The organism is Bacillus sp. 17RED48, from assembly GCF_019837545.1.
GTDB lineage: Bacteria > Bacillota > Bacilli > Bacillales > Bacillaceae_G > Bacillus_A > Bacillus_A wiedmannii.
In genome coordinates, this window is sequence record NZ_JADAXG010000012.1 from 40624 (window position 1) to 64156 (window position 23533).

The 23533-nt window shown below is 33.0% G+C and carries 20 protein-coding genes and 1 pseudogene; 3 read left to right on the forward strand and 18 right to left on the reverse strand.

What is annotated here, in order from left to right; translation table 11 throughout:
- Positions 1-3: 3 nt before the first annotated feature.
- The 5 genes from ILT06_RS28855 to ILT06_RS28875 all read right to left on the reverse strand — a co-directional run bounded on the left by ILT06_RS28855 (position 4) and on the right by ILT06_RS28875 (position 6447).
- Entirely contained in the window at positions 4-783 is a 780-nt protein-coding gene (locus ILT06_RS28855; RefSeq protein ID WP_016513428.1) for a glycosyltransferase family 2 protein, read from the reverse strand.
- The gene (locus ILT06_RS28860) at positions 749-1507 is read right to left on the reverse strand and encodes a DUF5591 domain-containing protein (protein WP_222655744.1); all 759 of its coding nucleotides are present in this window, start codon (positions 1505-1507) and stop codon (positions 749-751) included. The genes ILT06_RS28855 and ILT06_RS28860 overlap by 35 nt, the downstream gene beginning before the upstream one ends.
- Positions 1508-1520: 13 nt before the next feature.
- Positions 1521-3188, reverse strand: a complete 1668-nt coding sequence (locus ILT06_RS28865; RefSeq protein WP_098131437.1) for a carbamoyltransferase family protein — start codon at positions 3186-3188, stop codon at positions 1521-1523.
- Between the two features lie 20 nt (positions 3189-3208).
- Positions 3209-4243 carry a bis-aminopropyl spermidine synthase family protein gene (locus ILT06_RS28870; RefSeq protein WP_222655745.1) on the reverse strand — a complete coding sequence of 345 codons (1035 nt, stop codon included), beginning with the start codon at positions 4241-4243 and terminating at the stop codon, positions 3209-3211.
- Between the two features lie 773 nt (positions 4244-5016).
- Complete coding sequence (locus ILT06_RS28875; RefSeq protein ID WP_222655746.1) at positions 5017-6447, reverse strand: IS4 family transposase; 1431 nt, start codon at positions 6445-6447, stop codon at positions 5017-5019.
- A gap of 245 nt (positions 6448-6692) precedes the next feature.
- Between ILT06_RS28875 and ILT06_RS28880 the strand changes: the two genes are divergently transcribed.
- Positions 6693-6911: a hypothetical protein gene (locus tag ILT06_RS28880; RefSeq protein ID WP_000240384.1), complete on the forward strand. Its 219-nt coding sequence runs from the start codon at positions 6693-6695 to the stop codon at positions 6909-6911.
- 237 nt (positions 6912-7148) lie between these two features.
- Here ILT06_RS28880 and ILT06_RS28885 read toward each other — a convergent pair whose 3' ends face one another.
- The 6 genes from ILT06_RS28885 to ILT06_RS28910 all read right to left on the reverse strand — a co-directional run bounded on the left by ILT06_RS28885 (position 7149) and on the right by ILT06_RS28910 (position 14475).
- Positions 7149-7775 carry an ABC-2 transporter permease gene (locus tag ILT06_RS28885; RefSeq protein ID WP_097796867.1) on the reverse strand — a complete coding sequence of 209 codons (627 nt, stop codon included), beginning with the start codon at positions 7773-7775 and terminating at the stop codon, positions 7149-7151.
- Positions 7768-8637: an ABC transporter ATP-binding protein gene (locus tag ILT06_RS28890; protein ID WP_222655747.1), complete on the reverse strand. Its 870-nt coding sequence runs from the start codon at positions 8635-8637 to the stop codon at positions 7768-7770. The genes ILT06_RS28885 and ILT06_RS28890 overlap by 8 nt, the downstream gene beginning before the upstream one ends.
- Positions 8638-8639: 2 nt before the next feature.
- Complete coding sequence (locus ILT06_RS28895; RefSeq protein ID WP_222655748.1) at positions 8640-9014, reverse strand: GntR family transcriptional regulator; 375 nt, start codon at positions 9012-9014, stop codon at positions 8640-8642.
- A gap of 447 nt (positions 9015-9461) precedes the next feature.
- On the reverse strand, positions 9462-10406 hold the full coding sequence (gene manA / locus ILT06_RS28900) for a mannose-6-phosphate isomerase, class I (RefSeq protein ID WP_222655749.1): 945 nt from the start codon (positions 10404-10406) through the stop codon (positions 9462-9464).
- A 17-nt stretch (positions 10407-10423) separates the two neighbouring features.
- Positions 10424-12379, reverse strand: coding sequence for a PTS fructose transporter subunit IIABC (locus ILT06_RS28905; protein ID WP_097816004.1), 1956 nt, complete (start codon positions 12377-12379; stop codon positions 10424-10426).
- A gap of 149 nt (positions 12380-12528) precedes the next feature.
- A complete protein-coding gene (locus ILT06_RS28910; RefSeq protein WP_098103576.1) occupies positions 12529-14475 on the reverse strand; it encodes a BglG family transcription antiterminator in 1947 nt (648 codons plus the stop codon).
- 255 nt (positions 14476-14730) lie between these two features.
- On the opposite strand from ILT06_RS28910, the pseudogene ILT06_RS33205 reads away from it, so the two are divergent.
- Together ILT06_RS33205 and ILT06_RS28915 are read left to right on the forward strand one after the other, a co-directional pair.
- Positions 14731-14814, forward strand: a pseudogene (locus ILT06_RS33205) (nitrilase-related carbon-nitrogen hydrolase); the annotation flags it as partial.
- Between the two features lie 2 nt (positions 14815-14816).
- Positions 14817-15164, forward strand: a complete 348-nt coding sequence (locus ILT06_RS28915) for a nitrilase-related carbon-nitrogen hydrolase (protein ID WP_255298118.1) — start codon at positions 14817-14819, stop codon at positions 15162-15164.
- A 787-nt stretch (positions 15165-15951) separates the two neighbouring features.
- Here ILT06_RS28915 and ILT06_RS28920 read toward each other — a convergent pair.
- The 7 genes from ILT06_RS28920 to arcA all read right to left on the reverse strand — a co-directional run bounded on the left by ILT06_RS28920 (position 15952) and on the right by arcA (position 23446).
- Positions 15952-16641: a Crp/Fnr family transcriptional regulator gene (locus tag ILT06_RS28920; RefSeq protein ID WP_222655750.1), complete on the reverse strand. Its 690-nt coding sequence runs from the start codon at positions 16639-16641 to the stop codon at positions 15952-15954.
- 317 nt (positions 16642-16958) lie between these two features.
- Positions 16959-18071: an RNA-guided endonuclease TnpB family protein gene (locus tag ILT06_RS28925; RefSeq protein ID WP_222655751.1), complete on the reverse strand. Its 1113-nt coding sequence runs from the start codon at positions 18069-18071 to the stop codon at positions 16959-16961.
- An 11-nt stretch (positions 18072-18082) separates the two neighbouring features.
- Positions 18083-18481, reverse strand: a complete 399-nt coding sequence (gene tnpA / locus ILT06_RS28930) for an IS200/IS605 family transposase (RefSeq protein WP_113937393.1) — start codon at positions 18479-18481, stop codon at positions 18083-18085.
- A gap of 168 nt (positions 18482-18649) precedes the next feature.
- On the reverse strand, positions 18650-19612 hold the full coding sequence (gene arcC, locus ILT06_RS28935; RefSeq protein ID WP_222655752.1) for a carbamate kinase: 963 nt from the start codon (positions 19610-19612) through the stop codon (positions 18650-18652).
- Positions 19613-19674: 62 nt separating this feature from the next.
- Positions 19675-21090: an arginine-ornithine antiporter gene (gene arcD, locus ILT06_RS28940; protein ID WP_098082331.1), complete on the reverse strand. Its 1416-nt coding sequence runs from the start codon at positions 21088-21090 to the stop codon at positions 19675-19677.
- Positions 21091-21184: 94 nt separating this feature from the next.
- Positions 21185-22183 carry an ornithine carbamoyltransferase gene (gene argF, locus ILT06_RS28945; RefSeq protein ID WP_098131518.1) on the reverse strand — a complete coding sequence of 333 codons (999 nt, stop codon included), beginning with the start codon at positions 22181-22183 and terminating at the stop codon, positions 21185-21187.
- Positions 22184-22213: 30 nt separating this feature from the next.
- Positions 22214-23446 carry an arginine deiminase gene (gene arcA / locus ILT06_RS28950; protein ID WP_097891122.1) on the reverse strand — a complete coding sequence of 411 codons (1233 nt, stop codon included), beginning with the start codon at positions 23444-23446 and terminating at the stop codon, positions 22214-22216.
- Positions 23447-23533: the final 87 nt, after the last annotated feature.

The window sequence follows — 23533 nt, forward strand, 5'->3', positions numbered from 1 at the left end:
TCCTTAATGCATTTCTTTTTTATATCCCCTATAAAAGGCAAGCTGCCAAAATATGAGATAGAAAGCAGTTAAATAACCGTATTTTTTTTTGATATACTTATATGAGTTAATAATGGACTTCGTTTTATTTTTAGGTTCATAATAACCATCTTTTTTGTGTAAAACCCCACGTGCATGACCTACACCATAATTAAATGAACTTTTCAAATCTTGCTTAATGCTTAACTCTGGATGAATAATTCTTGCTTTATCATCATATAAAATCTTAAGATTTGCAGATTTAACTCTAATATCAAAATCATAATCCTCTGTCCAAGATAAATTCTCATCAAAATAATATCCATTTACCTTCGCTAAGATTTCTTTATTAAATGCCAATGGAGGTGAATATGCATTTTTTTTGCAAGTATGTATATGTCTTGCGCGTGCAATGATTTTTCCAATTTTGCTGTTAAAGGAAAACATCACCCTTCCTTTAGCCAAAGGTCCTGTATCTAATAATTTAAATAATTTATTGATGGTACCTGGTATAAAAACACAATCTGAATCCATAATTAACACATTATCTTTACTAGAAATTTCAATTCCATAATTATATGCTTTTGCTAAATTAGGTGTAGGTAATTCCCCAATTACTGCATTGCTAGAATAAGCGATTTTTTTTACTTCTTCTGTTGCACCATTTAAGACAACGACAACCTCTACATTTTCATCAATACTTTTTAAACACTTTTCCAATCTAACATCATTATAAGCTGGTATTACAATTGATAGATTCAACATATCTACTCACCTTATTTAAACAATTATCCATACTACTCAAAACTTCATCTAAACAATAAAATTCTCCTGAATCCTTTAACTCGACTAATTTATCTTTATTATTTCTATATGTTTCTATATCTGGGGTTAAAAGAAAAGTAATTCCTAGATCCTTACAAATATCTTTAATTACAGGAGCCATTGAATATTTTTTTACCGGTATACCATATTGTACTACTACATCGTATGAATTTGATTCTAGGTAGCTCCTAATTCTTTGTATCAATTTACCCCTATATTCTTTCATTAATTCTTCAGAAATTACTGGATCCTCAATGTCATCCATCCAATCGTACGCACAAAAAGTAGGATTCATTTGGTATTCATATGGTATAATTCCCGCATTTGATAGAATAATTGGATGAACCATTGGGTATTTATTTGTAACTTCTCTAATTTTTTTACCAATATATGAAAAATCATATGGTTTAGCCCAAGAACAAACTTGTAAAAAAGCAATTCTTTTCCCTTGAGGCTTTTCGTAATATTCCCCACAAAAATATTCCTGCCATGTATTGAACTCTTCGTGATGAATATACTCTGAGCAAGCTCCTCGTTTAAAAACGGTTTCCTCTTTTATTAAATCTAATAGTATATATTCTGGGTAGTTAGGATAACCTTTTTTATTAAGTACCGAATCCTTTACCCTTTCATCCTGTAGATTAGAATAATTTCTATTTCTCAAAATCTCTCCTCCTTTATTTAAGAATTAAAAATGAACCTAATAAAAGGGCATCCATCTCTGATCCATAAAATGACCTAATGGCATCACTTGGGTTACATATAATTGGTTCTTTTCCTACATTAAACGATGTATTCATAACTGCTGGAATTCCTGTTTTCTTGTAAAAGTTATAGATTGTTTCATAATAATCAGAATTCATATCCCTTGTAACTACTTGAGCCCTTGTTGACCCATCAACATGAACTATTGCTGGAACTAAATGATGTACCTCTTTTTTAACAGTAGAATTTAACAGCATATAAGGGTTATTTATTTTTTCTTCTAATACTACAGAAGCGTTTTCATCTATGATGCTAGGAGCCAATGGTCTCCATTGCTCTCTTTTCTTAATAGTATTTACTTTATTTAACATATCCCTATTCTGAGGGTTAGCTATTATGCTTCTATTTCCTAAAGCTCTAGGACCGAATTCCATCTTTCCAGAAAATCTTCCTATTATCTTATTTTGAATTAATAACTCGGAGCATTTATCATACTTATTAGAACCTAATTCTATATATGATAAATTATATTTTTTTAATATATTTAAGATACTAGAATCAGGAAATTCCGGACCAGAATATACATGATTTTCAGTGAACATAGGCGCTATTCCATTTTCGGCAAGAAACCATGTAGCTGCTCCAATACTTACCCCACTATCTGAAGCACCTGGTTGAATGTACAAATTATTCACTTCTGGTAAATCAGCTATAATTCTATTCGCTATACAATTTAATGCTACTCCTCCCGAAAGACACAAATTATCAATTCCAGCTAGATTAACAGCTTTTTTTACAAGCTTAACAATCGCTCTTTCCAAGGCTGCCTGACCTGAGGCTGCAATATTTTTATATTCCATTACTGATGAATTCATTAATAGGATTGAATCTATTGAATTATATTCATATTTAATATGATTAGGAGCCATTTTTGTTATACTATTAATAGCTTTTATCCAATCTTTTAATACCGAAAAATATTTACCATTCATACTAACTGTATTTTTATTTGGTTTCAAAGGATTTTCCAGTATTTCAGGAAATTCAAATATTTCTTCCCCATATGAAGATAGGCCCATTAACTTCCCTTCATTATGCCTCCCTAAACCTGAAAACACAGTTAATGCTTCATAAAAAATACCTAAAGAATGTTCCAACGGGTATTTTTCTAGTACTTCTATTATATTACCTTTTCCTTTTGCTATCGTTATTGACTCTTCTTCTCCACTTCCATCTATAACTATTATGGTAGCTTCATTGAATCCCGAACTAAAGAACGCACCAGAAGCATGTGCCAAATGATGAGAACACATATGGATTTGAGGATCTTTATCTCTCTTAAAAATTCCCTTCGGAAAAATCTTTTCAAGACATTCTTCTTTGTTAAGCTTCTTTGAATACTTTTCAAAATATAGTTGTTCTACATCCCATCCCATAACAATATGATCTACTTCATTTGGAGTAATTTTAGCTTCCTTTAAACAATAAGCTATTGAATTATATGGAATTTTATCTAATGCCTTTTTTTGACGAATAAACCTTTCTTCTTCAGCTGCAGCTATTAATTTACCATTATAAAATAAACACGCACTTGCATCATGAATATCAAAGTCCCATCCATTGACTCCTAAAACATACATTATATTACCTCGCAGTTATTTTATATTTTTCTTCTAATCTCATAATATTCTTGCGGAAATAGGATTGGTTTATCTATTAATCGTACAAAAACCAACATATCCGTTTGAATATATAAATTTTGGAATGTCCCTTTGGAAAAACCAATGCTATCCAAGTCCTTTTTTATTAATTCTTCATCAATGTAAGGCTCTTCAGCCACTTTATAAGAACTTAAATCATGAATAATTTCTTTTAAATAAAAGCCTAAAGAAGTCAAGAAATTCTGCAAATAAACCGCCCTATTGCCTAATCTTTTAACACTTATATTTAAAAAAATTAAATCACCCTTTTGACCTTTTAATAATTCATTAGCTCTATTTAACCACAAATCTAACCCTCTACCATCATCTATAGGGTCACAATGTATTGCATCATACTTATTCCTTAAATCTTCTATAACTTCATTTCTAACATCAAAATTATAAAAATTAATATCATTACTTTCACTTTCCAAATATTCAATCAACTCTCCATCAATATCTCCTACACTTATTTCTCTGTTTTTATATTGTTCAAGGGCCAAACTTGTATAATCATCGTCTCCGCAAAAAAAGATATTTTTATTAGATGATAACTCTTGATTTATTATTTCAGCTCTCCTCAGTGAACTATCCCAAGTAGCTTTAAATTGAGCATAATTTTTTTTGTTTATTTTATTCGTATATACTGTATTAGGAAAAGCGGTTGGTTCATATAAAATACTACTTGTTAAATCTTGTGAAAACCTTATTTTATTTTCTATAATTTCAACTAAATTTCTTTCTTTTAATACTTTTAATAATCTTAAAGCCAAACTTAAAGTCCCAGTTATTTTGACTAGATCATCTAAAGTATCTACAGTATTAATGGACTTCCAAATTATAAATTCAAATTGTTTTTCACTAATTTCATACCATTTTTTCCAAAAATTCAAAAGTACCCCTCTGTTTTTTAATTTTGGTACTTTATCTAACTCTTCTTCATAGTCTAATTCAATAAATCTTTCATATAATAAAATAATTTTATTTTCTTTCATACTGTATACCCTACCTTAAAAAAAGTTACATATACAGTTAAACTGCATATGTAACCTCCTTATTTTAAAACTTAACCTAATGTCTTGCCTGCACGAATTAGTAAATCCTCTTCATCTAATTCAAGATCTTCAAGCTCTAGCATTTCTTCATGAATATATTCCTTTTCCATTTCACATTCCCCCTTTTATAGATAATTTTGTATTCCAAATGTTTGTAACAGAGCTGCAAAACCAATATTAGCATAAAAGTAGAATTTTCTGATTAATAAAAAAATTGTATTTGTAGATAAAATTTGTTCAGAAAATTAAGTTAAATTTTTCCTGATAAAACAATACTAGGAATAATTATGGGTATTTATTTTATTTAAGTTTTTATATTAGGATTTTTTAAAAACCCAGTATAGAGCCTTTTCTTAGAGGTTTTTGTCGATTTTTCTTTTTATAAATTTTTCAAAAAATGTTTATTTTCGTGGGTTATTGGGGGGATGTCTATTTTATGGGGGCAAGACAGAAAGAAGCTATATAATAACTTATATAGTTTTAAAACACGCCACTTTAAAAACCCTTTTTAGCTTTATCAAAATTATAAAATGGTTCTCTTTCTCTTTGGACTATACAAATTCTATTCTTATAGGGGTATCACCACATCGCTATCAAGCTAAGCTTATACAAAGTCAATTTTAGGCGAGATTGTTCCTTTTTCTAAAGGGCAAGTGTAGGTGATTGAAAGATTTGCATACGAAATAAACCCTAACGGGTTTCACTTTTTTGAATTAAGCGGCTTGATTGTCCGACATAGTACAATTATAAACGACACCTAATATATCAAAAACTGTTTTCTTCTCATACCTATGGAATTTTCGCCCGTTTTGCTGTAGGAGATTGAACAGGCGAAGTAATACCTTTGATAGCTCTTGGGTGTTTTTTTGTATAGTTTGGAATAGAAGAAGGAAATAGTCTTTAATCATATATATGGCCTTATATTCACTCAGTTCTCGTTTCTTTTTCATAAGAAGTAATTGCCGCATTTGAAACATGGTAGAAGAACAAAGTAGAATGGCAATCAGTTGCCCATACAAATGGCATTCCAATCGTTCTCGTTTTATCTTTTTACAATGATGAATATGAAAGAATGATTTCCATGTTTTAAATAAAATCTCGATTTGCCAACGTAAAGAATACCAATCATGTACTTGTCCCATTGGGACAATATCTATAGGGGTATTTGTCATATATACATTGATACCGCTAAGTCGTTTACTACGAGCAGAATACTTCATTCCTTTCTTTTTTTCTCTTACCGTTTGATCGTGTAATCGTTTTTGTTGTTGTTCTTTTGTTAGTCGATGAACAATCACACGAGTTGGTACTTTATCAGTCATTCCTACATAAGCGTTGGATATTTCATATGTTTGTCCTGGCTGAAGAGAGTTCATTAAAACCTCCATATCTATTTGGATATACTCTGTACCCTTCTTAATTCTGCCATCTTGAAAATAATCAGGGTTTGGATTTTTTTGATAAATACGTGTATTCGATTTAATACGTGAGATATAATAAGCCTTTTTATCTTGTATATGTTGAAGATCTTTCAAATGAAAATAACCTAAATCTCGGATACATAAATCATTCGCTGTTACAGTTGGGGCACACAGGGAACCGTAGGTTCGATCATGTTGTTTACCTGGACCTGTATGAATATGAAGGAATTGTCCACTTAATAAATCATACTCAAGCTGTATCTTTACTCCCGCTGTATGGCTGCATCCTCCCGCACCAGGATAAACCGATGAAAATATATCCGGGAGTTGAAATGCAGTTGAATCTAAAATACGAATACGCTTGAAAACAGAAGTGTATGGAGAAGAAATCGGCATAGATGCGGCCAATTTTTTGCTTAGTAGTTCGGCTAGTAGGTGTTGTAAAAGTTGGACGGCCGCCTTATTAAACCGTTGATTCAGTCCCTCAGGACTGATGAGTACTTCTGTTGATGCTTCTAAACAGCTAGATAACTGAGTTAAAGAAGTCATAGCTACATTTTGGCTCACCCATACACATAAAGCTACTAAATCTTTTGCTTGGTACTTACTGGTTCGTTGTACAAAGCCAACATCTCTAGCAAGATCTCGTAAGGCATTTGGAGATAGGGCACTTTGAATCTCTTGAGCAAATAGTTGTAATTCGTTAGACACAGAAACAGACATAAAAAACGCCATCCTTTCCTATGATTCTACAGAAAGAATAGCGTATTTTTTCATTTTAGGGGGCATTTCTTTTTATTAGCTTGATAGCGATGGGGTATCACCACATCGCTATCAACCTAAAGAAGTAAGTCACCCCCAAAAAGAGAAAATATGTTAAATTCTCATAGATAACTATCTTATATTAATTACATAATCCAGTGTGATATAATAATATAAAGATATTATATTTAAAGGAGGGATTCAAATTGGTTAAAAACTTACCTTTACTAATAGTGATTTTAATACTAGGTATAAGTTCTTCTACATTAAGCACGAACGGCTACTTTTCTCCAGTTATAGAATGGTCTTTAATGATTATAAGTATTATTTTAAACATTACTGCAGTGATAGGTTTATCACTACACGTCCTTGTATATCAACCTATGAAAAGATTTGATAAAAATTTAAAAGAGACCTTCAAATAAAATAATTATATTTGAGGTAACACCACATCGCCATCGAACTAAAAAAATGTATCCATAAAAAGAAAAAATACGCTATTCTTTCTGTAGAATCATAGGAAAGGATGGCGCATTTTTTCATTTGAGGGGAGAACTTTGTTTTATTAGTTTGATAGCTATTGAGTAGCACCAAAGTGTTTAAGAATAAAACTGTACAACAGTTATTTGTTAGATATTCTATATTTCAGTCAAAAAGAATTTTTAAAAATCAGTACGTTTATAAATTCTCACCGTTAAGAAGTAAGAACCGATAAATATAAGCATGGTAACGATTGAAGCAAGTGTAATTAGTTGATTAATAGTAAATTGTGTAGTAACGCTATATACAAGGTCAGTAATATTTACATATTCCTGAATTGGTCTCCATAAAACAACACATACAGGGAAAATAATGCTGACAGCAGCCATCAAATATTTATTGGTGAAGCGATAGAAAAATGGTAAGTAGATAGACGTAAACAACATGACAGTAAGAACACTAACCACAATTGTCTGTGGAGTTTCAATTTCAACTCCATAAGTCGGGGATGCAACTTGAATTACTGCTTGTATCAATAATGAGAATAGAACTACTAGAATTGTAAACAACACTGTACCAATATATTTTGACATAATAATTTTATTTCTACTATAAGGCAAGCTATTAATAAATTTGTGACTATTATTCTTTTCGTCGTAATAATGTAGATTTATCATATAAGAACCAGCCACCAAAACGACTATGAACCCAAAACTTCCAAACGTCCCTATAAAAAAGCATATACCAAGTAGATAGAGTAAGATCAATAATTTTTGCAATCTAAAATCCTTTAATATTAAATTATACATATTGAACACTCCCCTTTTTTGTATAGTACATAATATCTTCTAATGTTGCTTCTTCAATTAATACATCATTCCCTAATTGCGTACGTGAACGGCTGGCGTTACTTGTGAGTGCTTCAAACCCCATGTTTGTTTCACGAATCCCGATTAATTGTTCTCTGATTTTAGACGTAAGTAAGGATTTATCCCCTTTTACAGTTGCATATTCTTCAGAAATACTATGTATATCTTTTTCAAACACAATCTCACCATTATGAATAAATACAATATAATCAGCAATACGATCTAAATCAGTGGTAATATGTGTGGAGAAAAAAATTGTTTTATCTTGATCGACCATTAAATCATAAAGGATGTCTAAAAGTTCTCTTCGAAATACAGGATCGAGTCCAGATGTCGGTTCATCCATAAGTATAAATTCGGCATGGTGTGAAAGTGCAAACGCTAGGGAAGTCTTCATTTTCATCCCTGTAGACATCTCTTTCATTTTTATGTTAGTCGGTAACTCAAAGCGCTGTAAGTAGGATTGGAACTGATTTTCATCCCATTTTTTATACGCTGGAGCAATGAATTTTTTCAGTTGATGAATTGTCATATCTTCATAATAGATATTGTCATCGTATACGAATCCTATACGCTCTTTAATAGAAACTTGGTCCTTTTGATGATCTTTACCGAAAACTGTGATATCTCCGCTATCCTTGCTAATAAGATCCATAATAAGTTTAATTGTCGTACTTTTCCCAGCACCATTTGCGCCAATAAATCCCGTTACAAACCCCTTTTTGATGTTGAACGATGCATTTTTTAAAGAAAATCCCTTATATGTTTTTGAAACATTTTTCACTTCTACAATGTTCTCCATTTTTATTCCTCCTCATAAATATGATTAATAATTTGTATTAACTCATCCCTTAATAAATGATTAGCCTTACTCTCTCGAACGATTGTACTGAACTTTTCACGTATTGGATTACTTAATTCATCCGCTCGTTGTTTCTTTGTTTGTTTTGCAACAAACGAGCCTTTCCCTACTATAGAGTAGATGTAACCAGCCTTTTCAAGTTCTTCGTACGCTCTTTTTGAAGTAATAACACTTACCTTCAAGTCTCTCGCTAATGAACGCATAGAAGGTAACGAATCATCTACTTTCAATGTTTCATTTGATATTTGTAATATAATCTGATCAATGATTTGTTGATAAATAGGAGACTTAGACTTATTAGATAATAAGATTTTCATGATTCAACTCCTTGCCTTTTAAATGCTTATGAACATATTATATACAATGTGTACAATATATACAATATATACATTTGGAACGATGTTAATTTTTCATATAGGATACCGTCATATTGATATAAAGACGTTATCCTTTCCTATGATTTCTCAGAAAGAATAACGCCTTTTTCATTTTAGGGGGTATTTTGTCTTGTTAGCTTGATAGCGATGTGACGAGATCCCTTACACTATAAAATTAATTACTATTTTCATATCTTTCATTAAATGTGATTTGTAGCATACATCTACCACAATTTGATCCATAAATTTTCCCTTTTTGCAAGATTATAGTTCAAATAACAAAGAATACGAAAATGGATACTAAATGTTACAAGTAATATAAAAAATTATAAAATCAATACACTTCACATAAATTAAATAATTGTTATATAAAAATTATTTAATTTATTATATACTTGAAACAATACATATAGAGTTACCTACCATATCGTATCCTCCGAAGTAATTAGGTATTATAAAGTGGTCTCCCTTTTTAAAGAAATAGTGCTCACCTTCTTTAATTAACTCACCTTCCCCCTGTATTACACTAACAAGAAGGAAGGCCTTTTGTTGTTCCAAGCTAGTTGATCCATCTAACTCCCATTTTGCCACTGAAAAATATGGACATTTGATAAAGTTAGTTATACTCAAATCATCTACTTTTTCATGTTTAACCTTTAACTGATTCGATATAAATGGGGCTTCTATTACATCAATGCTTTTTTCAAAATGCAGCTCACGTAAATTCCCTTCTGAATCTCTTCTATCATAATCATACAATCTATAGGTTGTATCAGAGTTTTGCTGTGTTTCTAATACTAAAATCCCTTTACCAATTGCATGAACAGTTCCACTCGGCACATAGAAGAAATCTCCAGGTTTCACCTTTACACGATGCAATAGTTGGTTCCACTCTTTCTGTTCAATCATAGCCATGAATTCTTCTTTTGTTTTCGCATGGTGTCCATAAATAATTTCCGCGTCTTTTGTGGAATCGATTACATACCAGCATTCTGTTTTTCCTAGTTCTCCATTTTCATGTACTCTGGCATACTCATCGTTGGGATGAACTTGAACAGATAGGTCCTGATTGGCATCTAAAATTTTGGTAAGAAGAGGGAAACGGTCTCCCTCAATATTACCAAACAAATCTCGATGTTCTTCCCACAATTCCCTTAAAGATAACCCTTTATATTTTCCATTCTTAACAATACTTTGTCCATGTTGATGCGCTGCAAAAGCCCAACACTCTCCAGTTTGATTTGATGGAATTTCATATCCAAAAGAAGTTAAATGTGTCCCACCCCAAATTCTTTCTTTAAAAACAGGTGCAAAAAATAATGGTTCAGTCATGATTTGAATCCTCCATTCTATGCAATTTCATCTAGTAGTTTGTATGCTTCTGCTTTTGTTTGAACAGATAATAACCGCTCTCTATAACTATCATCCATTAGTTTTCGAGAAAGCATTTGAAGGATTTTTAAATGTTCATTTCCTTCATTTCCTTTTGGTACCGCAATCATAAATATTAACTTTGCTTCCGTTCCATCAAGGCTGTTCCAATCTATACCCGATTGTTTAATTCCAAATACCACACTCGGTTTCCTAACGGTAGCTGATTTCCCATGTGGAATCGCAATATTTATACCAATACCTGTAGTACTTTCTTGCTCACGGTTCATAATAGCCTGTTTAAATTCTGTCACTGAATGTAATGCACCTACCTGCTTTAACTTTTGAATCATTTCATCAATGATGTCATCTCGTGTTTCTCCTTTTAAGTCCGTTTCAATTAATTCTAAACTTGTAATATCTGTTAATTTTTTAATTTCTACCTTGTCTACTTGTTCGCCTCTTACTTGAGTCTCTCGCTCCAGTTGTTGCACTTCTATTGTTGCTGATACTTCTTTTATTTGTTCATTTTCTTGTTTTTCTAACTTTGAAACGTCTTTTTTCAATACATTTACTACAACAGCTGTCACAATAGAGCCTACAATTACAGCTACAAAAAACATAAACACATTATCTACTGCCCCTAACACTGCAACAATTGGACCACCATGTGCTACTCTGTCTCCTACATGACCAATCATCGCAATCACAGCACCCGTCACCGAACCAGCCATTATACTTGGAATAACCCGAAGTGGATCTTGTGCTGCAAAGGGGATTGCACCTTCCGTAATACCAAATAGCCCCATTGTAAATGATGCTTTACCCATTTCTCTCTCTGAATCTTGAAATTTCCCCTTACCTATGAAAGTAGCCAGTCCCATTCCAATTGGTGGTATACAAATTGCTGCAGCAATTGGACCCATAATTTCATAGTTTCCTTCTCCAATCATTGCTGAACCAAATAAGAATGCTACTTTATTGACTGGACCACCCATATCAAATGAAATCATTGCTCCTAAAATTAATGCTAAGAGAATTGAACTTGACCCTTGCATACCTGCTAACCAAGCTGTTAATGATACGAAAACTTGTGCAACAGGAGCACCAATAATAAATACAAATGCTAAGCCTACAATAAGAGAAGTAAATACCGGAATAATAATAATCGGCATAATTGGTTGAATCGCTTTTGGAACTTTTAATTTTTTGATTCCTAACGCTATGTAACCAGCTAGAAAACCAGCGATAATTCCACCAAGAAAACCAGCACCACTTTCACTTCCGTAAAAGCTTCCTGTTGCTGCAATATATCCACCAATCATCCCAGGAACGAGTCCAGGTTTATCCGCTATACTATATGCAATATATCCAGCCAGTATTGGGACCATGAACGTAAATGATGCACCACCAATTTGTTCAATGGTTTTCCAAAAAGAACCCTCTGGAATCACTAAACCCCCAGGAGTTTTTTCTCCCCCAAGTGTTAACGCAATAGCAATTAATAATCCCCCGACTACGATAAATGGGACCATAAAAGATACACCATTCATTAAATGACGATATATCGGATTTTGCTTTCTTTCCTGATGGTTACTTTCTACTATTTTTGACTGTGAATGATAAATAGGTACATTCCCGCTGATTACTTTCTGAATTAATTCTTCTGGTTTACGAATACCATCTTGCACTCCAACAACCAACAATTTTTTCCCTACAAATCTATCTTTATTTACGACTCTATCTGCAGCTATAATAATGCCGTCTGCTTCGCGAATATCTTGTTCCGTCAACTCATTTTCTACCCCTATTCCACCTTGGGTTTCAATTTTCATTTGGACTCCTAATTTATCCGCTGTTTTTTGCAAATTTTCAGCTGCCATATAAGTATGGGCAATCCCATTTGGACATGATGTAACCGCTAACAATTTCATTCTTAATCCTCCTCACACTTTTTACTAAGCGCCTACACTTACTATAAATTAATATTACGACGTCAAAAGTTTCATTTTTTACCGTAAATTCCGGAAAAATAAACCTTTTACCCAAGCGAAAAACGGGTATTTGATTCTCCACTTTTCGGTTAATTATGTAAAAAGGACAAAAATTTCATTACGTTTGTTTCTTTCGTAAGCTTTTGAATAAAGGATGGTTGCTCACTTATAAAGGATAGTTCCTGAAACAATTGTTTCGTTACCTCTTGTCCATCACTTTTAACTGCTAGCATAAATACAAGTGATACCTTCTCTTCTCCCCAATCAATTGGTTCCTTTAATGTAGCAATTGCAATTACTGATTCTTGAATAAATTTTGGGTTGCCATGGGGAATTGCGATTCCTGCCCCAATCGTTGTTGCTGACATTTTTTCTCTTATGATTGCATTTTCTGCATACTCTTTATCTACATACCCCTTACTATGCAAAGCATACGCTAACTTTTCAATTAGCTCATATGGGTGCTGTATATCCTGTTGTAAAAACACTAAAAATGGAGATGTATAATTGAACATAACAAAGTCTTTTTGTTCTTTATAACTTGGCTCATCATAATTTTGTATAAAGTCCCCTAGCTTCTTTTCTTCTGGCCCCTCTAATAATGGGGATACTACTATATGAGGAATGTTTAATCTTGAAAGACTAGTAGTTGAAATAACGAGATCCACATCACGATGTTTCATTATATAACTTTGTAAATCAGCTTTTGAAATACAGTCCATAACATGGATATGACGAAATTTACGCTCAATTTTTGTACGTAACAACTGCGACATGCCAATGCCCATATGGCAAACAATAATTACATTTTTAGATTTTTCCTGGTGATTTAACCGTTCAACAGATGCTTCAAAGTGTAGAGTAAGATAAGCCGCTTCTTCTTCTGGAATATATATAGTTAGAGATTCATTTATCTCTTCTAATACTTGTATCAATACATTAAACACATAGGGATACATTCTCTTTATATCGTGTAACATCGGATTAGAGACAGAAAGATCATAGCTTAAGCGATTCAATGCGGTATATAAATGAATCGTTAACCCTTCAATTAAAATTTTGTCTTTACTGAAATCAATTTCATATAACTGTGACATACGTTTAACTAATTGCTGTATAACCATAGAAAGCATTGGATTACTTTCAGTAAGTGTGCTATCCTGCATTGGTTTATCTTGATAACGGATTTTCCCACCTAAAATATGAGCTGTTAAATATGTAACTTCTTCCTCTGTAAAATGAACAGAAAAAACACATTCCAGCTGTTTTAAAAACTCCAATGTCCATATATATTCTTTTGTTTCTTTCAGTATTTTAATTTCCTTTTCAGCATTTAAAATAGGTTGCTTAAGCTTCATTCTCCGTACCATAAGCAACGTATGCACTAATAAACTTTCAAATGTATCATCTGTAAAAAACAATGCATTTCGTTTTTGTAACGCTTTCAATTCGTTCGTAACAAATTCAACCTCATGATATTGAAATTGTTCTTTAATAAATTGATTCGTAAGATCAGAATTACCAATCAAATCTGATAATCTAGCCAATGCTCTTCTTTTTTTCTTTTCATTTCCATCAATAATAAGTCCAACTCGCTGTTTTGAAACAATGGTTAAATCAAAATGATGTAACCATACTTCAATTCTATCTAGATCTTTTTTTATAGTAGTTCGACTTACAAAATGTTGGGATGCCATTTTCTGTGCAGTAACTGCCTTTACATTCATTAATAAGTTGTATGCTATTTGTAGAATTCTTTCTTCATCTGATTCATACTTTGTGCGATTATTAATACAATACAGTTTATTAAACAAGTCCACCTTTTCATATTCCTCAATCTCTAAGTACACACCTAGTCCCGGTTTCCTAACAAGAATCGCACTTGAATAATTCGCAAGGTGCTCCTCAATTATTTTAAAGTCATTACGAATTGTTTTTTCAGAGCAATTCACCTGATCCGCAAGGTCTTGTACTAAAAAATAGTCGTTAGATTCAGATAATAGCAGAAATAAAATTTCTTTTTGTCTTGTATTCATAAATTTCACCTATCTCTTATATACTTCTATGTTATATGCATTACTTTACAAGATATTTTTTCTCTCTTTATAACTGACACTTCCAATTATATGTATTCATTTTAAAATTCCAACCATCTTACGATACATATTATTATTTAGATTTAATTGCATAACACTACATTACTCTTACTAATAAACATCAAGATTCTCAAGAAGTTAGGTCTGTCGGGAAGTGAGTTGCCTTATCAAAAAGATAAAATTCACCTCGTTCCCATGTTAGATGAACATCTTTATTTAACATCTGGAAATGATGTTCCAGATGTATTTGAAATTCACAATACCAAGGGGGGCAAAATTATATGTTACAACTTACGCTTTCCAGAAATTACACGCTATCCATCGTTTCAAGGTGCAAAATCATCTTATATGTTGCACCGTGGACAACAACAAATTTGAACCATTGGAGAACACTATTAAAAGCAAGAGCCATAGAGAACTGCATCTGTGTTATTGCATGTAACAGTGTAGGAGATGTGAATAATGAAAATCATATCGGCAACACATACACGGGATACTCAATGGCCATCGATCCAAATGGAAACATTGTAAAAGAAGCGGACGACCAAGAGCCAATCATAACAGTAGAAATTGATTTAGCAAAAATAGAGGAACAACAACAAAACATCCCAATATTTAAAAATCTTTGACCGGATGTTTTTAAGTATACGAAGTAGAACCGTATCCCCCCCTCTTCACCAAACAAGTGCAGTAGTTGAAGATCGAGCTATCGTAGAGGCGGATTTTTTTATTCGTCTCTTAAGACTAAAAGATATATTCCAGCACAAGTACAATAGAAACAGGAAACCTCTACAATCGTATATACAGCCTCTAATACTCATTTTTGAAAAAATGCTTATGCAAAAATCCTAACTTTGTTTACAACAAGAGCAAACACAAATGGCGGTTGTTATTAATGAATATGGAGAAGATAAATTTAATTGAAAAGAAACGACGATGATCTTAACTTGTACAGAGGATCTCACTTCTTTTGGTGAAAACAACTATGAAATAATGTAAAAGTAGTTCTACTCAATTTGAATAGAACTACTTTTTATTGGAAATTAAGTATTTTACAACATGTGGCTAGTTCCTAATTTCCTGTCCTTCTAAATGTCTCACATTCTGTAGAAAGACAAGAATTTAGGAACCTTGTTATACAGGAATTGTTTCAATTATTTATTTTAAATACATTAAAGGATAATTAATATTTACATAAGCACACCTTTATCATGTTTAGTAATTACCAAAGGATTTATTTCTTTATAGGTATGTAGAATGATTCTTTTTATTATTGGTAGATTGTAAAAAATAATCTGTCCAAAATTAAATGAAATTCAATCTTCAATTATTTTTAATTAAGGATTAACAGTAGACATTTAATAGGATTCATCGTTCTGTTTTTAAGAGCCATCATATTCGTCACGGAACCTATTTTCATATTGAAACTTCTTTAAAATAAGTTGGATCATGTATGATAATTTTTTTTCCTAGAACGGTGATAATGCTTTCATTCTTTAATTGCTTTAACACTCCACTAACTGTTTCGCGACACGTCCCAGATATTTTAGAGATTTCGGTTGTTGTAAGTGGGCATGAAATTATAATTTCTTCTCCCTCTTGTTCTCCTAAAAAATTCATTAAATGATGTAGCGCCTGAATGACACGATCTTGTGCATTTGGAATTGAAATATTTTGTACACGGCTTTCATTCACTTTCAATATAGAAGATAACTGTTGAACAATATACATAAGCTGTTTTCGACTTGATCGAATCATATCCTCAAAAATTACAGTGGGAATATAGTATACATCTACATCTGTCATTGCAACAGCTGTATAATCGTATGCTTTGTCTGTAAACATATCACCATAAGGAAAAATAGAAAATCGCTTGATATATTCCTCATATAATAAATTCCCACTTTGATTGACTCGTTCTAATTTTACAAATCCATCTAATACAAGGTAAATTCTTTCTCTGGAATCACCTTCTAAAAATAAAAATTGACCTTTTTTATAGGTTCGCCAATAGATAAGTTCTGCTAGGCTCTTCAATTTTTTATCCGTTAAATGAGCAAATAATTCAAACTGTTTCAAGTCTTCAACTACGTTTCGCTTTTTCATAAAACGCCCTCTTTCTGTATACCGGAGTAAAAATTCAAGAAAGCCTCTTCAAAATTTATTTTATCATAATTAGTTTCGAGATTGTTTTACGTTCATGAATACTTTATGAATGTTACTTACTAAAAAGTATACTGTACATAAAAAAAATGAAGCAAATCACTTCATTCTTTTTATTGGTGTGAACTACCCGCCACTTAACGTCCTAACGGACTGTTTGAAGTGGGGCTTCTCGGTTAGTCGTTACTTTTGATAGCTAACGAATTCGTCCTAAGACAGCCGAGCTAACTCCCTTGTTCCAAAGGTTATTTTATTGCTATTTACGCTAACACTAATAGACGTATTGCTTCATTTTTGATATTGATAGCTGCGTTATAATCTCTATCGAGATTTACACCGCATATACAAGAATAGACTCGTTCAGACAATGACATATTTTTTACATTTCCACAACTGCTACATGTTTTTGTGGAAGGAAACCATTTGTCTATTTTCATAAGTTGTTTTCCTTGTTCGTATAGTTTATAAGCTAAAAAAGAAGTGAACATTCCCCAACTATTGTCAGCGACACTTTTTCCAAAATGAAGTGCTTGCGACATTCCTTTCATGTTTAGGTCTTCAATAGCTACAACATCAAAATGAGTAGCCAACTCTTTAGACTCATGATGAAGGAAATTCTTACGTTGGTTAGCTACTTTCTCATGTAACTTAGCTACACGAATACGTTGTTTATTCCAACGCTCAGAACCTTTATTGCGTCTTGCTAATACTCGTTGTGCCTTTGCTAATCGATCTAACATTTTACGATAGAACTTAGGATAATTGGCTTTCTCACCCTCAGAACTAACATATAATCCATCCATCGCAAAGTCTAATCCAACAACTGTTTCTACTTCTTTTTGTACAATCTCTTTTTCGTATTCAGTCAAGATGGACACATAGTATTTACCAGTAGGTGTCATAGAAATCGTACATGACTTGATCATATAATCTTGTGGTATCTCTCTATGCTGTTTGATACGTACCATTTTCAGTTTTGGCAATTTGATATGACCATTAAGCAACATAATATTTCCGTTTACTACATTCGTTGTATAAGACTTTCTGTCTTTTTTACTTTTGAATGTTGGGAAGTCATTTTGACCACTAAAGAAATTCTTATAGGCAGTTTGCAAGTTTAGTTGAGCATTTGCCAAAGCTAATGAATCAACTTCTTTTAACCACTCAAATTCTGCTTTATATTTTGCAGGAGTTGGAAGCTTTTGTTTCTTTAGTTGTTCCTTATCATCTTTGTATTTTTCGTACGCTTCTTTCCGTTCAGCTAACATTCTGTTATACACGAAACGTACACAACCGAAGGTTTTACGCATAAGATATGCTTGTTCTTCTGTTGGATACAAACGGAATTTATATGCTTTATTATGCTTTGTCATATCATTTCACCTCACTTTTCATCTTGATTTTCAATATATTTCTTTACTACATCTATTGGCGAACCACCAGTAGTTAGTAAGCAAAAACTTCTTGACCAAAACATCTCTTTCCAAAGTTTCGTTTTCACTTGTGGAAAGTCTCTCTTGATTAGTCGAGAACTTGCACTCTTATAAGCATTGATGAATTTTGTCATTTCTGTATTCGGATGTGCCTTGAACAAAATATGAACATGGTCTACATCATGATTCCACTCTACCAGTGTTATGTTGTAATTCTCGGATAACCTGATAAACATGTCTTTTGCATAATCTGACATATCATCATCAAACACATTTCTTCTGTATTTCACGACCAACACAAGATGATAATACAACAAGAACACTGAATGATTATTACTGTCTAATTTCATTGATATACCAACCTTTATACTTTATAAGACTGATTATATCAGAGGCAAAATAAAAAGCAAAGCCTTTTGGCTACGCCAAACCGAAATTCATCTCCCACCTACCGCTAGGCTACGCCCTTCACGCGCTTGAGGAAGGAGAATTCTTTCGAGGAATTCGTTAAAAGCCTCTTATATGTAAACACATGCATCATGCTTAGAAATAATAGTGCCAGTATTTTCTTCTAACGCTTCATACACTTTTTCTAGTGAGGTAATAATTGTTTTTCGTTTTGGATCTGTATTAGCAAAGTTAATCGCTGCTTGAATTTTCGGAAGCATACTTCCTGCGGAAAATTGATTATCCCGTATATATTGTTCTAATTCATCAACTGTCACTGCCTCTAATTTCTTTTGATTTGTTTTATTAAAGTTTAAATAAACGTGATCAACTGCAGTTAAGATAACAAGCGTATCAGCATCTACCAATTCAGCTAGTTTTTGAGAAGCAAAATCTTTATCAATAACAGCCTCAGTTCCTTTTAATCCCTCTTCAGACTCAATAACCGGGATTCCTCCGCCTCCAACAGCAATCACTATATCTCCATCCTCCACTAAGGAATTAATGATCTTATGTTCATGAATACTTACAGGTTTTGGGGATGGTACAACTCGTCTCCATCCTCTTCCTGCGTCTTCTTTAAATACCGCTTTGGTTTCTTCCATTAACTTTCTTGCTTCCTCTTCAGTATAAAAAGGGCCAATTGGTTTTGTTGGATTTTCGAATGCTTCATCCTTTTCATCTACAATAACGCGTGTTATAACGGTGGCAACATCTTTTTTTATTTTACGTTTTTTCAGAGCCTTCTCAATCGCATTTTCCATCCAATATCCAATCATACCTTGACTCATTGCACCACAGGTATCTAACGGCATTGCTGGTGTTTTTTCCGTTTCCGCTACTTTTTGTTGTAATAGGATGTTACCAACCTGTGGGCCGTTTCCATGTGCAATGACGATATCTACATCATTTTCCATAATCTTAGTAAGTTGTTCTGCTGTTCTTTCCAACGCTTCTTGTTGCGCTTGTGCAGTAGCGTCCCCAGATTGTATAGCATTTCCACCTAATGCAACTACTATTTTTTTTCTTTTCATCTTTCAACCCTCCAATTGATTTCATATTTACAAGATCTTATACAAGAATGCATCCCGTTTATTTAAAAAGTAATATTACCTGTAATCAGTCCATAAATTGCAAAAAATGCTAAAGCTCCAATGGCCACAGATGAAGCAAGTTCAACCCGCGTAAATATTTGTTTTGGATTCGTTTGCTTTTGAACATTGTAAAAAATGAAAATCCCAGGAGCATATAATGTCATTGTCAGTAATAAATAATCTAAGCCCGCTGCATAAATTAACCAAATTCCATACATACTCGCCACTAAACCAATTATAATATTCTTTGTTCGATCATTTTCTTTAGATTGTAGACTAAACTTAAATTGATAAAATGCCGAAAAGGCATACGGAATTAAAATAGCAGAGGAAGCGAGAGAAAACGCAAAATGATAGGCTTGATCGGAAACTATAAATGTTAATAAAAAAATTTGAATTAACCCATTTGTTATCCATAATGAATTTACAGGAGCTTTGTTCTTATTTTCTTTCGCAAACCACTTTGGAAATACGCCATCTTTAGCAGCTAAATACGGAATTTCAGATGCAAGTAAAGTCCATCCTAGCCAAGCACCTAATACAGAAATAACTAACCCTAAGTTAATAAAAATCGCGCCCCATTTTCCGACAACACTTTCAAATAAATAAGCCATGGCTGGATTTTTCAAATTAGCAACATCGGCTTGTTGCATAAGCCCTAGAGATAATAGTGTAAGTAGGATGTAAATAATAAGAGTCCCAATTAATCCGATGACAGTCGCTTTTCCTACATCACTTCGGTTTTTAGCACGACTTGATAGGACAACAGCTCCTTCTACACCAATAAATACCCAGAGGGTTACAAGCATTGTGCTCTTAACTTGACTACCTACATCTCCCCATGAAAAAGAACCCGCTTGTCCCCAAAATCCATCTAAGAAAATATCAATATGAAAGGCGAAGATTCCTACCACAATAAATACAAAAACGGGTACTAATTTTGCAATTGTTGTTACTAAATTTACAAGGGCCGCTGATTGTATACCACGTAAAATTAACATGTGAACACACCATAGTAATACACTCGCGCCAATAATTGATGCTACATTTTGCCCCCCTTCAAAAACGGGGAAAAAATATCCAAGTGAAGAAAATAACAATGTACCGTAAGCTACATTTCCAAGCCAAGCGGACAACCAATATCCCCATGCACTATTAAACCCCATAAAGTTACCAAACCCCGCTTTTGCATAACTAAAAATGCCACCATCTAAATCTGCCCTTTTTACGGTTAAATTTTGAAATGATAATCCAAGGGCGATCATTCCTATACCCGTTATAACCCATCCAATAATAATTGCACCGGCACCAGCACCTTTTGCCATATCGCTTGCTAAGTTAAATGCTCCGCCGCCTATCATAGAGCCAACAACAAGAGCTGTTAAAGTAAATAAGCCTAATTTCTTTTCTTCACCCATTACACTCACCTCTCTTTAATCACAATAAAAATAAATAGCAGTAGTGAATGATAGTGTCTAAAGGTAGGGAAAGAAGGAAGTTTAACCTCCTTCTTTACTCCATATTTCCTAAAGTAGCTGCCATAACCGCTTTAATTGTATGCATTCTATTTTCTGCTTGATCAAATACTTTTGAATACTTGCTGCGAAATACTTCGTCACTTACTTCCATTTCTTTTATTCCATATTTTTCATAAATTTCTTCTCCATATAACGTTTCTACATTATGGAATGCAGGTAAACAATGTAAGAACATAACATTTTCATTTCCAGTCGCTTTAATCATGTGCATATTTACTTGATATGGTTTCAATAATGTAATGCGTTCAGCAAATTTGTCTTCTTCCCCCATGGAAACCCATACATCTGTATAAATTACATCCGCCCCTGCAACAGCCTCTTCGACATTGCTTGTTACCTTTACTTGATTATTATATTTTTTGGCCATATCAATCACTTCTTGTGCTGGCCATAATGATTCCGGTGTACAAATACGAACTTCCATTCCAACAATTGCTCCACCAACTAGTAAACTATTAGCGACATTATTTCGTCCATCTCCAACATAAACGAGCTTAACGCCTTTTAAATGTCCTATATGTTCTTTTATAGTTAATAAATCTGCAAGTGTTTGTGTTGGATGCCACATATCTGTTAAACCATTCCATACCGGTACACCTGAGTTTTCAGCTAAAATTTCTACTGTTGCATGATCAAAACCACGGAACTCAATTCCATCAAACATTCGTCCTAGAACTTTTGCTGTATCTTCAACAGATTCTTTTTTTCCAAGCTGAATATCACCTTTCCCTAAATATTCAGGGTTGGCGCCTAAATCTGTACAAGCTACTGTAAATGCACATCGCGTACGAGTTGAAGTTTTTTCAAATAAAAGTGCTACATTTTTGCCTTCTAAATAACGATGTGGAATACCATTTTTCTTTTTCTCTTTTAATTCTGCTGCTAAGTCTAGAAAATATAATAAATCTTCTTCTGTAAAATCTTTTTCAGCAAGAAAGCTTTTTCCTTTTAAGTTCGGTCTAGTCATTAACATGATTCATCCCTACTTTCTCCATTATTTATACTAAATATCTTTTCGAACAATCGGCATACTCATGCAGCGTGGACCCCCACGACCACGAGATAATTCCGAACTGAGTACCTCAATAACTTCTATACCATGCTCACGTAATAAAGCATTGGATACATAATTACGATCATATGTAACAACTACTCCTGGTGCAATTGCCAATGTATTAGACCCATCATTCCATTGTTCACGAGCAGAAGCGATTACATCTCCTCCTCCACAAGGGATAAGTACCAATTCACTTAATCCTAATACTTCTTTTAAAGTATCCATTAAAGAAGTACGATGTGTAATTTTAAGAGTTTCTGCATCCAATCCTTTTTCTAAAATATAAATGTTCATATTTCCTTTTGGTCCTTGGATAGCTGGATGAATTGTAAATTTATCGTAATCGACCATTGTAAATACTGTATCTAAATGCATAAACGCTCGACATTTTGGAAGTTCTATGGCCACTACTTTCTTAATTTTATTTTGACGACTAAATAAATTTTTAGCTAAGCGCTCAATTGCTTTAGCTGAAGTACGAGCAGATACGCCAATTGCAATTGTTTCCGCATTCAAGATTAATTCATCGCCACCTTCAATTGGAAACTTGTAATCACGATCTAACCAAACTGGCACATTATGATTTGCAAAACGTGGATGATGTTTAATGATATATTCCATAAACAATGATTCCCGTCTACGTGCTGGTTCTCTCATTTTATTAATCGTTAAGCCGTCCCCTATAGTAGCTGCTGGATCACGGGTAAAATATAAATTTGGCATTGGATCTAAATAAAATGGATAATGGTCTTCCATTAACTCATATAAATGTGCTTTCTTACTCGCTTCAATTTCGTTTTTCCGCACACCGCCCATAATTTTTTGAATCAATTCTTCATTTGAAAAGGAAAGTAAATATTCTTTTAAAGTTTGATGTGCAACATTTACATCAGCATGTCCTTCTTTTAAAATACGATCAACAAATTCTTCTCGAAGCTTTTTACCAACTAACGCCTCCGCTGCTAGATTTTCTAAATAAAGAACTTCAACACCCCGATTGCGTAATGTTTGTGCAAAATAATCATGTTCTTTTTGAATAATTGGTAAAAATGGAATATCATCAAATAATAACTGCTGTAAATAATCTGGCGTTAAGTTTTCTACTTCTTTACCAGGGCGTTTTAATAAAACCGTTTGTAATTCTCCAATTTCTGAAGTAACATGTATCGGATGTTTCATTTGCTGTACCTCCTTTTAAATTTTTTGATGCCTTTCAAGTACATAATAAACGTTACAAACCTCCCCATTTTTGAAAACGCTAACATT

Coding starts and splice junctions, on each gene's coding strand:
- ILT06_RS28905 (WP_097816004.1), bottom strand. CDS start 12,379: ATGAAATTGTTAGCGGTTACATCATGTCCAAATGGGATTGCCCATACT.
- manA (WP_222655749.1), bottom strand. CDS start 10,406: ATGACTGAACCATTATTTTTTGCACCTGTTTTTAAAGAAAGAATTTGG.
- arcA (WP_097891122.1), bottom strand. CDS start 23,446: ATGAAACATCCGATACATGTTACTTCAGAAATTGGAGAATTACAAACG.
- argF (WP_098131518.1), bottom strand. CDS start 22,183: ATGTTAATGACTAGACCGAACTTAAAAGGAAAAAGCTTTCTTGCTGAA.
- tnpA (WP_113937393.1), bottom strand. CDS start 18,481: ATGAAATTAGACAGTAATAATCATTCAGTGTTCTTGTTGTATTATCAT.
- ILT06_RS28865 (WP_098131437.1), bottom strand. CDS start 3,188: ATGTATGTTTTAGGAGTCAATGGATGGGACTTTGATATTCATGATGCA.
- ILT06_RS28870 (WP_222655745.1), bottom strand. CDS start 4,243: ATGAAAGAAAATAAAATTATTTTATTATATGAAAGATTTATTGAATTA.
- ILT06_RS28855 (WP_016513428.1), bottom strand. CDS start 783: ATGTTGAATCTATCAATTGTAATACCAGCTTATAATGATGTTAGATTG.
- ILT06_RS28875 (WP_222655746.1), bottom strand. CDS start 6,447: ATGTCTGTTTCTGTGTCTAACGAATTACAACTATTTGCTCAAGAGATT.
- ILT06_RS28925 (WP_222655751.1), bottom strand. CDS start 18,071: ATGACAAAGCATAATAAAGCATATAAATTCCGTTTGTATCCAACAGAA.
- arcC (WP_222655752.1), bottom strand. CDS start 19,612: ATGAAAAGAAAAAAAATAGTAGTTGCATTAGGTGGAAATGCTATACAA.
- ILT06_RS28920 (WP_222655750.1), bottom strand. CDS start 16,641: ATGAAAAAGCGAAACGTAGTTGAAGACTTGAAACAGTTTGAATTATTT.
- ILT06_RS28910 (WP_098103576.1), bottom strand. CDS start 14,475: ATGAATACAAGACAAAAAGAAATTTTATTTCTGCTATTATCTGAATCT.
- ILT06_RS28885 (WP_097796867.1), bottom strand. CDS start 7,775: ATGTATAATTTAATATTAAAGGATTTTAGATTGCAAAAATTATTGATC.
- arcD (WP_098082331.1), bottom strand. CDS start 21,090: ATGGGTGAAGAAAAGAAATTAGGCTTATTTACTTTAACAGCTCTTGTT.
- ILT06_RS28895 (WP_222655748.1), bottom strand. CDS start 9,014: ATGAAAATCTTATTATCTAATAAGTCTAAGTCTCCTATTTATCAACAA.
- ILT06_RS28915 (WP_255298118.1), top strand. CDS start 14,817: ATGTTACAACTTACGCTTTCCAGAAATTACACGCTATCCATCGTTTCA.
- ILT06_RS28890 (WP_222655747.1), bottom strand. CDS start 8,637: ATGGAGAACATTGTAGAAGTGAAAAATGTTTCAAAAACATATAAGGGA.